The sequence below is a fragment of the Halomonas colorata genome, from assembly GCF_014897985.1.
GTDB classification, from domain to species: domain Bacteria; phylum Pseudomonadota; class Gammaproteobacteria; order Pseudomonadales; family Halomonadaceae; genus Vreelandella; species Vreelandella colorata.
On record NZ_JABUZA010000001.1, the window covers coordinates 165,729 to 178,385 of the forward strand.

The 12,657-nt window shown below is 55.2% G+C and carries 9 protein-coding genes; 7 read left to right on the forward strand and 2 right to left on the reverse strand.

The features are described 5' to 3' along the window. Positions 1-8: 8 nt before the first annotated feature. From kdsA to INT33_RS00885, 3 genes are all read left to right on the forward strand, one after another. Positions 9-872: a 3-deoxy-8-phosphooctulonate synthase gene (gene kdsA, locus INT33_RS00875; RefSeq protein WP_192537402.1), complete on the forward strand. Its 864-nt coding sequence runs from the start codon at positions 9-11 to the stop codon at positions 870-872. A gap of 56 nt (positions 873-928) precedes the next feature. Continuing rightward, complete coding sequence (gene eno / locus INT33_RS00880; protein ID WP_192537401.1) at positions 929-2,218, forward strand: phosphopyruvate hydratase; 1,290 nt, start codon at positions 929-931, stop codon at positions 2,216-2,218. A 638-nt stretch (positions 2,219-2,856) separates the two neighbouring features. Next, positions 2,857-4,248: an L-cystine transporter gene (locus INT33_RS00885; protein WP_192537400.1), complete on the forward strand. Its 1,392-nt coding sequence runs from the start codon at positions 2,857-2,859 to the stop codon at positions 4,246-4,248. A 144-nt stretch (positions 4,249-4,392) separates the two neighbouring features. Here the strand turns inward: INT33_RS00885 and fdxA are convergent, their stop codons facing one another. Next, the gene (fdxA, locus tag INT33_RS00890; RefSeq protein WP_192537399.1) at positions 4,393-4,716 is read right to left on the reverse strand and encodes a ferredoxin FdxA; all 324 of its coding nucleotides are present in this window, start codon (positions 4,714-4,716) and stop codon (positions 4,393-4,395) included. 156 nt (positions 4,717-4,872) lie between these two features. Then, positions 4,873-7,464 (reverse strand): DNA mismatch repair protein MutS, encoded by a 2,592-nt coding sequence (gene mutS / locus INT33_RS00895; RefSeq protein ID WP_192537398.1) that lies wholly within the window; start codon positions 7,462-7,464, stop codon positions 4,873-4,875. 201 nt (positions 7,465-7,665) lie between these two features. On the opposite strand from mutS, the gene INT33_RS00900 reads away from it, so the two are divergent. The 4 genes from INT33_RS00900 (at position 7,666) to alaS (ending at position 12,596) form a co-directional block, all read left to right on the forward strand. Beyond that, positions 7,666-8,199: a CinA family protein gene (locus INT33_RS00900; protein ID WP_192537397.1), complete on the forward strand. Its 534-nt coding sequence runs from the start codon at positions 7,666-7,668 to the stop codon at positions 8,197-8,199. 88 nt (positions 8,200-8,287) lie between these two features. Beyond that, complete coding sequence (gene recA / locus INT33_RS00905; protein WP_192537396.1) at positions 8,288-9,349, forward strand: recombinase RecA; 1,062 nt, start codon at positions 8,288-8,290, stop codon at positions 9,347-9,349. A gap of 5 nt (positions 9,350-9,354) precedes the next feature. Further along, entirely contained in the window at positions 9,355-9,816 is a 462-nt protein-coding gene (locus INT33_RS00910) for a regulatory protein RecX (RefSeq protein ID WP_192537395.1), read from the forward strand. Positions 9,817-9,986: 170 nt separating this feature from the next. Continuing rightward, positions 9,987-12,596, forward strand: a complete 2,610-nt coding sequence (gene alaS, locus INT33_RS00915; protein ID WP_192537394.1) for an alanine--tRNA ligase — start codon at positions 9,987-9,989, stop codon at positions 12,594-12,596. Positions 12,597-12,657: the final 61 nt, after the last annotated feature.

A 12,657-nucleotide genomic window follows, 5' to 3' on the forward strand; every position in this document is an offset into this window, starting at 1 on the left:
GGAAGCCAATGTCTTCTCAAGCACCTTTTCAAGAGCGTCACATCAACATTGCCGGCCTAACCGCCGGCAATTCTTTGCCCTTAATGCTGCTTGGCGGCATGAACGTGCTAGAGTCGGCAGAGCTTGCCGACGAGGTAGCCCAAGCCTACGTCAGCGTGACGCAAAAGCTCGGTATGCCGTATGTATTCAAGGCGAGCTTTGACAAGGCCAACCGCAGCTCGATTCACTCGTACCGTGGTCCGGGTATTGAAAAAGGCTTGCAGATTCTCGCTGATATCAAGTCGCGTTATGGCGTGCCGATCATCACCGATGTTCACGAGCCCTGGCAGGCGGCCCAGGCGGCAGACGTCGCGGATATCATCCAGTTGCCCGCTTTCCTGGCGCGCCAGACGGATCTGGTGGTGGCGATGGCCAAAACCGGTGCCGCGATCAATATCAAAAAGCCCCAGTTTTTAGCACCTCATGAGATGCGCCATATTCTCAGCAAGTTTCAGGAAGCCGGTAATGATCGCCTGATGCTCTGCGAGCGCGGCTCAAGCTTTGGTTACAACAACCTGATTGTCGATATGCTTGGGTTCGGGGACATGAAACAGACCGGCTATCCGGTGTTTTTTGATGTCACCCATGCGCTTCAGCGCCCGGGTGGACGCGCCGACAGTGCCGATGGGCGGCGTGCCCAGGTAGCCGAGCTTGCCCGTTCCGGCGTTGCGGTAGGGCTTGCCGGGCTATTTTTGGAGGCGCATCCAGACCCTGATAATGCCAAGTGTGATGGCCCCTGTGCCTTGCCGCTTGATCAGCTTGAGCCATTTTTAACCCAGCTTTCGCAATTGGATTCACTAGTCAAAAACTTTGCGCCGTTGACCATTCGCTAAGCGGTAGCCAACGCGGTACGTAATCCTTTATTAGACCCACAACCAAGGACACTGTCATGACCAAAATTGTAGATATCAGTGCACTGGAAGTACTTGATTCACGCGGTAATCCGACAGTACAGGCGCGCGTGCGTCTTGAGAGTGGCGCGGTAGGCGAAGCCTGCGCGCCCAGCGGTGCTTCCACCGGTTCGCGTGAAGCGCTTGAACTGCGCGACGGTGATAAAGCGCGCTATCTCGGCAAAGGTGTACTGAAAGCTGTCGATGCGGTCAATGGCAAAATCCGTGATGCGTTGCTGGGAATGGATGCGCGCGATCAGCGCGGTCTGGACGATGCCATGCTGGCGCTGGATGGCACTGACAATAAAGCGACCCTGGGCGCGAATGCGATTCTGGCGGTATCGCTGGCTGCTGCCAAAGCGGCGGCCAATGCCAAGGGCGTGCCGCTTTATGCGCACATTGCCGAGCTTTACGGCCAGCCGGGTCAATACAGCATGCCGGTACCGATGATGAACATCATCAATGGCGGCGAGCATGCGGATAACAACGTCGATATCCAGGAATTTATGGTGCAGCCGGTGGGCGCGCCTAATTTTCGCGAAGGGCTACGCATGGGCGCAGAAATTTTCCATGCGTTGAAGAAAGTACTTCTGGCGAAAGGCCTTTCCACGTCGGTTGGCGACGAGGGTGGTTTTGCGCCTGACTTGGCCTCTAATGCCGATGCCCTGGCGGTTATCAAGCAGGCCGTTGCAGATGCGGGCTATACCCTGGGTAAAGACGTTACGCTCGCGCTCGATTGTGCTTCGTCTGAGTTCTACAAGGACGGCCAGTACAACCTTTCCGGCGAAGGTAAAAGCTACGATGCGCAAGGCTTTACCGACTATCTGGCGGGCCTTTGCGCCGACTACCCGATCGTTTCCATCGAAGACGGTATGGATGAGTCGGATTGGGACGGCTGGAAAGCGCTGACCGATAAGCTGGGTGACAAGGTGCAGCTGGTAGGCGATGACCTGTTCGTGACCAACACCAAAATCCTCAAGCGCGGTATCGATGAGCAGATCGGTAACTCGATTCTGATCAAGTTCAACCAGATCGGCTCGCTGTCTGAAACGCTGGACGCCATCAAGATGGCGCAGGATGCAGGCTTTACCGCGGTTATCTCGCACCGCTCCGGCGAAACCGAAGATACCACCATTGCTGATTTGGCGGTGGGTACCTGTGCTGGCCAGATTAAAACCGGTTCGCTATGCCGTTCTGACCGGGTAGCTAAATATAACCGCTTACTGGTGATTGAGGCTGAGCTAGGTGATGTTAACTACCCAGGCATCAGCGCTATTAAAGGTCAGTAAGGCTTTTTAAGGGGTTGGTTTGTAAGATATGTCTCAAGATTTTGTAAGAGATCTCTTACAAATGCCGACGAAAATCGCTCGTTTTAGGGTAAGAAAATCCGTAATTTTGCCTTAATTAAAATTCATGTGATTGATTTTAAATTGGTTTGAAAAAAAGGGTGAGCCGATAAGGCTTGCCCTCTTCTATTTTGCCCGTCTTGAGAAGCATTCGTTATCTGCCACAATGCATTCAGGACAGGGGAGGCAAGGATGCTTTAGACAGAATGCAATGTAAGAGATGTAAACAGGTACGCGCGGTGCCACATTGATGTGAGGCCTAGCAAGGAAGTTACCTGAGGAGTTTGACACAGGGAGTGGTCAGAGGAAGTGCTTGGAGCGGGCGGCCTATGGGCCGCCTTTTTTTTGTCTGAAAAAAGTATCTCAATGGTCCTTGCTTCAATGGGTCTTTTCTCAATAAGACATTCTGCCGACGACCCAGTGATGAAAATGCTTCCAAGGTTATAAGTAAAATACATTTTTATTGTGTGCCGCTATTAATTACTATGGCGCGCAAGAGTTAGCAGGCTATATTTCTGTTTTACTTATCTTACGGCACATCGTTGATGTGCCGTTTTTTTATTTTTTAGGAGAGGCATTACATGCATGGGTTGATTGCGATCAACGTATTGGTCTTTGCGCTTGCGATCGCACTGCTGGCACGCTGGCAGCGAAACGGCGCAAGCCTTTCAAAGGTGGTGTTAGCCGGTCTTGTCATCGGTGTTGGGTTGGGGACGCTGCTACAGTGGTTGTTTGCGGATTCGGTGGTACTTGACGGTACTATCGACTGGGTCAATCTGGTCGGCGGCGGTTATGTCCAACTGTTGAAAATGATCATCATGCCTCTGGTGCTGGTCACTATTCTGTCCGCCGTAACGCGTCTGCATGATGCCAGTGCGCTGGGTAAAATCAGCCTGGGCGTGCTCGCCATGTTGATGCTTACTACGGCGATCTCGGCGGTTATCGGCATCAGCATGACGCAGCTGTTTGGGTTGTCTGCCGAGGGGCTGGTGCAGGGCGCCCGCGAGCTTGAGCGGGGCCAGGCCATTATTGAACGCAGTGCTCAAGTGGCTGACCTGACCATACCGCAATTGCTGCTATCTTTTATTCCCAGCAATCCTTTTCAAGATTTGGCTGGGTCGCGTCCGACGTCGATTATCAGCGTGGTAATTTTTGCCACGTTTTTGGGCATGGCGGCACTGGGCATCAAGCGTGAAAATGCAGCACTTGGCGATAAGCTAATCGAAGGTATTGATATCGTACAGAAGTGGATCATGCGCCTGGTGCGAATGGTGATTCGCCTGACGCCTTACGGGGTGATGGCGTTGATGACCAAGGTGGTTTCCACATCCAATCTTAACGATATTCTTAATCTGCTTGGTTTCGTCATCGCCTCCTACGTGGGGTTGGCGCTGATACTGGTCATGCATACGCTGTTTCTGATGGGCGCTGGAGTCAATCCCAAACGCTATTTTCAAAAAGTCTGGCCGGTGCTCACCTTTGCGTTTACCTCGCGCTCAAGCGCGGCCACGATTCCTCTGAACATCGAAGCCCAGGTGGACCGCATTGGCGTGCCGCCCGCCATTGCCAACTTCTCTGCTTCCTTCGGGGCAACCATCGGCCAAAACGGCTGTGCCGGGCTTTATCCGGCCATGCTGGCCATGATGATTGCGCCTACGGTAGGGATCGATCCATTTTCGCTGGAGTTTCTGGCAACGCTGGTGCTGGTCGTCACTCTGGCATCTTTCGGGATTGCAGGCGTCGGTGGTGGGGCAACCTTTGCGGCCATCATTGTGCTTTCGACGCTTGATCTGCCGATTGCGCTGGCAGGACTATTAATCTCCATCGAGCCGCTCATCGATATGGGCCGCACGGCGATCAACGTCAACGGCTCAATGACCGCGGGCACGGTGACCAGCCGCCTGCTCAAGCAGCACGATAGCGCGGTCTTTGACTCTAATGATAACGAGCTGGGCGAGCCGAAGCCCGTGTAAGCCAGCAGGTGCATCATGTAACGCAAAGAGCCGCCCCAGGGTGGCTCTTTTGCGTTGTAAGCAAGCATTCGCTAGATGGTCAGACAGAAACAAAAAAACCAGCGCGGACGCTGGTTCTTAGGAAATGCTGTTGCGCCGTTTTTATTAGCGCTCAAGCTTCTCGATCTTGCCGCTCTTGCCATCCCACTCTTCGGCATCCGGCAAGGCATCTTTCTTTTCAGCTATGTTGGGCCATACTTCGGCCAGTTCAGCATTGATCTCGATAAACTGTTCCTGCCCATCCGGCAGCTCATCCTCAGAGAAGATGGCCTCTGCAGGGCACTCCGGCTCGCATAGGGCGCAATCAATGCACTCATCCGGGTGAATCACCAGGAAGTTGGGGCCTTCGTAAAAGCAGTCGACCGGGCAAACTTCGACACAGTCGGTGTATTTGCATTGGATGCAGTTTTCGGTAACGACAAACGTCATCGCGCTATCCCTCTTGCGGGACCGGAGGTACAGTCCGGTCATGGTCAATCGTGAATGGTTATAAAACAGCCGTTTTTTATAAGCTAAAAAGTATGGGCGACATTCTAGTGGTGCCTATACCTAACGGCAAGCTCTGAGCGTCTTCTCTTGCGCCAATTACAGCAGATCCCGCCATTGATAAATCAGCGCCAGCGCTTCACGGGGCGATAAATCGTCTACATCCGCGCGCTCAAGCGCTTCGACAACCGGGTGCGGCGTGCTGGCAAACAAATCGTTCTGCTGAGGCGCGGGTGTTGCCTGAGGGTAATGTTCCGATACGCCAGCAGAGCGTGCCTGATGCGTGTTCACATCGCGCTGTTCAAGCGCAATCAATTTTTCCCTGGCACGTTTGATGACATGCGTGGGCACACCCGCCAGCTGGGCTACCTGCAAGCCATAGCTTTGGCTTGCCGGGCCCGCCTCGATGCGATGCATAAACACAATGCTGTCGCCATGTTCGGTGGCGGTTAAATGAATATTGGCCACGCCTTCGGCCTGGTCAGGCAGCGCTGTCATTTCAAAGTAGTGAGTGGCAAAAAGTGTAAGCGCGTGCGCCTGGGCGAGGTGCTCGGCACTTGCCCAGGCAAGCGAAAGACCATCAAAGGTACTCGTGCCCCGGCCAATTTCATCCATGAGTACCAGGCTTTGTTCGGTCGCATTATGTAAAATATTCGCAGTTTCGGTCATCTCGACCATAAACGTCGAGCGACCACCCGCTAAATCATCCGATGAACCAATGCGGGTAAAGATCCGGTCGATAGGGCCTATTTCAGCCGCATCCGCGGGCACAAAGCTACCGCTATGGGCCAGCAGTGCAATTAGTGCCGTCTGGCGCATATAGGTAGATTTACCGCCCATATTGGGGCCGGTGATAATCAACATATGCCGCTCGGGTGTGAGCACCACATCGTTGGGCACAAATGGCTTATCGCTTACCTGCTCCACGACCGGATGACGGCCTGCGGTAATCGTAATGCCGGTGGCATCGCTTAACGTTGGACGCACCCAGTTGAGCGCCTCGGCGCGCTCGGCAAAAGCGCACAGTACGTCCAGTTCGGCAAGCGCTCGGGAGGTGCCCTGCAAAGCGGTCAGGTTCTCGTTGAGCTCGCCCAATAGGCGATCGTACAGCCACTTTTCACGGGTCAAGGCGCGCGACTTGGCCGATAGCGCCTTATCTTCGAACTCTTTAAGCTCCGGGATGATAAACCGCTCGGCGTTTTTCAGCGTTTGGCGGCGAATATAGTCAGCCGGGGCCTGCTGGGCCTGAGAGCGGGGCAGCTCGATAAAGTAGCCGTGTACGCGGTTGTAGCCGACCTTCAGGTTGGCAAGTCCGGTACGTTCACGTTCACGCAGTTCAAGCTTGACCAGGTAGCTGCCGGCGTTTTCGGCCATGCCGCGGTGCTCGTCAAGCTCAGCGTCAAAGCCGTCGGCAATCACGCCGCCATCGCGGATAACTACGGGGGGGTTCTCAATCAGCGCCCGGTTGAGCGTGTCGGCGATGTCGGGATAGGGGCGGATATGCGGGCGCAGGTTGTCCAGAGCGCTGCCACTTTCAACGTCACTTAGCTGCTGCTCAAGCATGGGTAGGGTATTGAGGGCGTCTCTCAGGCGCGCCAAATCGCGTGGCCGGGCGCTATACAGCGCAACGCGCGACAGAATACGCTCGACATCACCAACATCATTGAGCGTGTCGCGCAGCGTCATATAGGCGGCGTCCAGGCTTAATAGCGCAACGCCGGCCTGGCGGCCCTGTACCGTCTCGCGCTGGCGCAGCGGGCGATTCAGCCAGCGCTTCAGTAGCCTTGAGCCCATTGCGGTGGTGCAGGTGTCCAGCACGCTTGCCAGCGTATTGTCGGCGCTGCCGCCCAGGTTGATATCAATCTCCAGATTGCGCCGACTGGCGCCATCGATCACTACTGCGTCATCGCGGTTTTCGACGCTCAGCGCGGTGACGTGGGGCAGGCGCGAGCGCTGTGTGTCACGCGCGTAATCGATCAGTACGCCAGCGGCGACAAGGGCAGTGGTCAGGTGAGCGCAGCCAAACCCGCGCAAATCCTGCACTTCAAACTGATCGCACAGGCTGCGATTGGCGCTTTCCAGATCAAAAAGCCACTCGCCCTGTCGGCGTAAGCTACGCTTTTGTGACCAAATGTCGGGAAGCGTTAAGCTCTCGGGGATCAGTAGTTCAGCGGGAGAGAGGCGGGTCAGCTCGGCGAGCATTTCAGCTTCGCTGTCTACTTCCAGCACGCTAAAACGTCCGCTGGAAAGCTCAAGCCAGGCAAGTCCCCAGCGATCGCTGCCAGGTGCCAGGGCCACCAGCACGTTGTCACGTCGGGCATCGAGCAGGGCCTCATCGTGCAGGGTGCCGGGTGTCACAATACGCACTACCTGGCGCTCGACGGGGCCTTTGCTGGTAGCTGGGTCGCCAATCTGCTCACAAATGGCGACCGACTCACCGGTAGCTACCAGGCGGGCGAGATAGCCCTCGGCGCTATGATAGGGGATGCCAGCCATGGGGATCGGTTTGCCGCCTGACTGGCCGCGCTGGGTGAGCGTAATGTCCAGCAGGGCTGAAGCGCGTTTGGCGTCGTCGAAAAACAGCTCGTAAAAATCCCCCATGCGGTAGAACAGTAGTACCTCGGGGTGTTCACGTTTGATCTTTAAATACTGCGTGATCATTGGCGTGTTGGGGGGAATGGCCTGTGACATGGGCGTCCTGATTGAGCGTGGCGCAGGCCAGCGTGGCTTGCGGCATGTTCTTGAAATATGTGCTTTGAAATACGCTCTTTACTACCTTTTTAACTACATTCTTGGGTTACGTACTTTTGAGCGATTTCTTTGAGCGATTTCTTTGAGAAAGCTAAACGCAGTATTCTACGCTGAACTGATGTCCTACATGAAGGAGCGACCATGCCCCCTAGCGTATCCAGCCTTAAAAATCTTGATTTGTCACTTCTGGCGCAGCGGCTTGGGCGGGTCTGTCAGCAGCGTCAGATAGAAATAACCGCGGCGGAGTCATGTACGGGCGGTGGCATCGCCAGTGCCATTACCTCGGCGGCGGGAAGCTCGGCTTATTTTACAACGGGCTATATTACCTATGCGAATACGGCAAAAACACGCCTGCTGGGTGTGTCAGCCGCTACACTGGAAGCTGAAGGTGCTGTCAGTGAGGCGGTGGTAAAAGCTATGGTAGTAGGCGCCTGCCAGGAAAGCGGTGCTCAGCTAGGTGTTGCAGTAAGCGGTGTGGCGGGGCCTGATGGGGGCAGTCCAGAAAAACCAGTGGGCACCGTTTGGCTTGCCTGGGGAGATATGGCCCATCAGCAGGCGGAATGTTTTCATTTTCCCGGAGACCGTCAGGCAGTACGCGAGCAGGCGGTACGCGAGGCGTTGGCAGGCCTGGTAGCGCGCCTGGATGCTTCTGGGGAAGGCGAGGTTGAGAAATAATCGTTAAAAACGACGTTGAGGATTTGTTTACCAGCAAATTTTTGGCATAATACTGTGTAATTATACAGTTTGTGATGAGGGTGTTTGCATGGCTCAGGATGACAACCGTACGAAAGCGCTAAACGCCGCACTTAGTCAGATCGATCGCCAGTTTGGTAAAGGCACTGTGATGCGCTTGGGCGACGCTCCGCGTGTCGTCATGCCGTCAGTGTCTACTGGCTCGCTAGGCTTGGACATCGCTCTTGGCATTGGTGGTTTGCCCTTTGGCCGGGTTGTAGAGATTTTTGGACCGGAATCGTCGGGTAAGACCACGCTGACCCTGTCGGTCATTGCTCAAGCACAGAAGCAGGGCAAGGTATGTGCGTTCGTTGATGCCGAGCACGCCCTTGATCCAAGCTATGCAGAAAAACTGGGTGTTAACCTGGATGACCTGCTGGTATCTCAGCCGGACACCGGTGAGCAGGCGCTTGAAATCACCGATATGCTGGTCCGCTCGGGCGGCGTTGACGTGATCATTATCGACTCCGTTGCCGCGCTGACGCCGCGTGCTGAAATCGAAGGCGAAATGGGTGATACCCATGTAGGTCTGCAGGCGCGTTTGATGTCTCAGGCGCTGCGTAAAATCACCGGTAATATCAAAAACGCCAACTGCCTCGTGGTGTTTATCAACCAGATCCGCATGAAGATCGGCGTGATGTTTGGTAGCCCGGAAACCACGACGGGCGGTAACGCGCTGAAGTTTTACTCCAGCGTGCGGCTCGATATTCGCCGTACCGGTTCCGTAAAATCGGGTGATGAAGTCACCGGTAACGAAACCCGCGTTAAAGTGGTTAAAAACAAGGTAGCACCGCCGTTCCGTCAGGCCGAGTTCCAGATCCTGTACGGCAAGGGTATTTACCATGCTGGTGAGGTAGTTGATCTGGGCGTGCAGTGCAACCTGGTCGACAAGGCAGGCGCCTGGTACAGCTATAAAGGCAACAAGATTGGTCAGGGTAAGGCAAACGCCGCCCAGTACCTTGAAGAGCATCCGGAAATCATGCAAGAGATCGAAAGCCAGATCCGGGAGCAGTTGCTTGCCAAGCCTGACCCGAAAAAAGAAGAAGCGCCAGCGGCTGATGTCGCCGCTGATGCTGACGACGACCTGCTGTAAATCGTATGTTTGCTTCGTCACGTGATGCAACCCCACGCGACATAGCACTTCAGCTGCTATCTCGGCGCGAGTATTCTCGCGCTGAGATAGCGCAAAGACTAACCAAGAAAGCTTTCGAGAACGCAGACATTGAGGCGTGCCTGGATACCCTGGAAGAACAGGGGCTTCAGTCGGATGTGCGCTTTGCCGAAAGTTTTATTCGTTCACGTATTATTCGTGGTCAAGGCGTCATACGCATTAAAGGTGAACTCCGCCAGCGTGGCATTGATCAGGAAATTTTAAGCAACGCGCTCGTCGCCGTGGAAGAAAACGAAGGCGTTGACTGGTTTGAGCTTGCCAGTGCCACCCTGGCGCGGCGCTTCTCCTCCCCCGGTGATACCCCAAAAGAACGCGCCAAACGTGAGCGCTTTCTTGCCTCGCGTGGTTTCGATTTTGAACAAATTCGTTACGCGCTCTCTTGCTTGTAAAGCCTTCTTTTATCACTATTGTGCCTGATCGTTTTCTTACGTCTTTAGCTATTAGCCACTAACTGCCGCTTTAGTCGTTTGACAACTGCGCTATAATGGCGCTTTTGCGACCCCAGCGGGTAGCGGCGACAGCGCCCTGGGGCATCATGCTTTAATGTTACGGATACCCTATGAGAAGCGCAGAGATTAGACAGGCTTTTTTATCCTTTTTTGAAGAGCAGGGACATACTATCGTCCCCACAGGCTCGCTGGTGCCGGGTAACGACCCCACACTGCTGTTTACCAATGCAGGCATGGTGCCGTTCAAGGATGTCTTCCTTGGCCGCGATCCACGCCCCTATGTGCGTGCAACTTCTGCCCAGCGCTGTGTGCGCGCGGGGGGGAAGCATAATGATCTGGACAACGTCGGCTACACGGCGCGCCACCATACGTTTTTCGAAATGCTGGGTAACTTCAGCTTTGGCGATTACTTCAAGCATGATGCCATTCGCTTCGCGTGGACATTTTTAACCGAAACTTTAGGACTTCCCAAAGAGAAGCTTTGGGTGACGGTACACATTAGCGACGACGAAGCCGAGCGGATCTGGAAAGACGAAATCGGTATTGATCCGGAACGCTTCTCCAGGCTGGATGAAGATAATTTCTGGCAGATGGGCGATACCGGCCCTTGCGGCCCCAGCTCGGAAATCTTCTTTGATCATGGTCCTGACGTATGGGGCGGACCTCCCGGCAGTGCCGATGAAGATGGCGACCGCTATATCGAGATCTGGAACCTGGTCTTCATGCAGTTTGACCGCGACGCCCAGGGTACGCTGAACCCGCTGCCTAAGCCGTCTATCGATACCGGCATGGGCCTTGAGCGGGTCGCCGCGGTAATGCAGGGCGTTCACTCCAACTACGAGATCGACCTGTTCCAGAACCTGCTTCAGGCGGCCGCCAAAGCGACCGGACATGCGGATACCGCGACACCTTCGCTGCGCGTTATTGCAGACCACATTCGTTCGTGTGCTTTCCTGATTGCCGACGGTGTACTGCCGTCTAACGAAGGCCGTGGCTACGTGCTGCGGCGTATTATCCGTCGGGCAATTCGCCATGGCCACAAGCTGGGCGCGACCAAGCCGTTCTTCCATATGCTTGTGGATGCGCTGGATGCCGAGATGGGCAAAGCCTACCCTGAGCTTCGTGAGGCGCGTGCGCAGATTGCCCGCGTTCTATTGAAAGAAGAAGAGCAGTTTGCCCGTACCCTTGACCACGGAATGGGATTGCTGAACGCGGCGCTTGAAGAGCTTGAGGGCAATATGCTCTCCGGTGAAACGGTATTTAAGCTTTACGATACCTACGGCTTCCCGTTTGATCTCACTGCCGATGTTTGCCGCGAGCGTAACGTCACGCTGGATGAAGAAGGTTTCCAGCGTGAGCTTGAAGCGCAGCGTGAGCGTGCTCGTGCTGCCAGCCAGTTCGGTGCCGACTACAGTGCCTCTATCGAGCTTGACGGCGAAACCAGCTTTACCGGCTATGACCGTCTGGAAGACCAGTCCACCGTAACCGCCATTGTGGATAGCGAAGGCAATGCCCTGGCGGCGCTGGAAGCCGGCCAGAAGGGCACCGTGGTGCTGGATCGTACGCCGTTTTACGGTGAGTCCGGCGGCCAGGTAGGCGATACCGGCTACTTATATGTGGAAGGCGGCCGCTTTCAGGTCACCGACACGCAAAAGCAGAGCGGTCATCACCTGCATCAGGGTGTCATGGTGGAGGGCGCGCTTAACGTTGGCGCAAGCGTGAAAGGGCAGGTCGATGCCAGCCTGCGCTCGGCAACGATCCGCAACCACTCAGCCACCCACCTGCTGCATAAAGCCCTGCGTATGGTGCTGGGTGATCACGTTCAGCAGAAAGGCTCGCTGGTCAATGCTGAGCGTCTGCGCTTTGACTTTAGCCATTTTGAGCCAATGACCGCCGAGCAGTTAGCGGAAGTTGAGCGCCTGGTAAATGAGCAGATTCTTGCCAATGCGCCAACGAAAACCGAGCAGATGAGCCTGGATCAAGCCAAGGCTAAAGGCGCGGCCGCGCTGTTTGAAGCCAAATACGCGGAAAACGTACGCGTGTTGACCATTGGTGCAGACGGCTTCTCTATTGAGCTGTGTGGCGGTACCCACGTAAGCCGAAGTGGTGATATCGGCTGTTGCCACATTATCAGCGAAGTCGGTATCGCATCCGGCGTTCGCCGGATTGAAGCTATTACCGGCGAGAATGCACTGGCCTACTTCCGTGAGCAGGAAGCCCGCGTGCAGCGTCTGGGCGAGCGTTTGAAAACCAAGCCTGAGCAGGTCGAAGGCCGCGTCGAGTCGCTAGTTGAGCGTAACCGCAGCCTGGAAAAAGAGCTTGAACAGTTAAAAGCCAAGCTTGCCAGCGCCGCAGGCAGCGATATGTTGAGCCAGGCGCAAGAGATCCACGGCGTTAAGCTGCTGGCGACCCAGCTGGAAGGCGTTTCCGGTAAAGATCTGCGCGGCGTGCTCGATCAGCTGAAAAATAAAATCGGCTCAGGCGTGATTATCCTGGGTGTGGCTGATAAGGCTGCCGGTAAAGTCAGCCTAATTGCAGGCGTGACGCAGGATCTTACCCAACGTGTGAAGGCGGGTGAGCTGGTTAACCATGTTGCCTCGCAGGTAGGAGGTAAAGGTGGTGGCCGTGCCGACATGGCGCAGGCAGGGGGCAGCCAGCCAGATGGCTTACCCGACGCCTTGAGCAGTGTCCCGGCGTGGCTTGAAAATATACTTAGCTAAACCCAAGGCCGGTGGCATTATAGCGACCGGCCTTTTGTTCATTTAAATTACGTTTCATCCT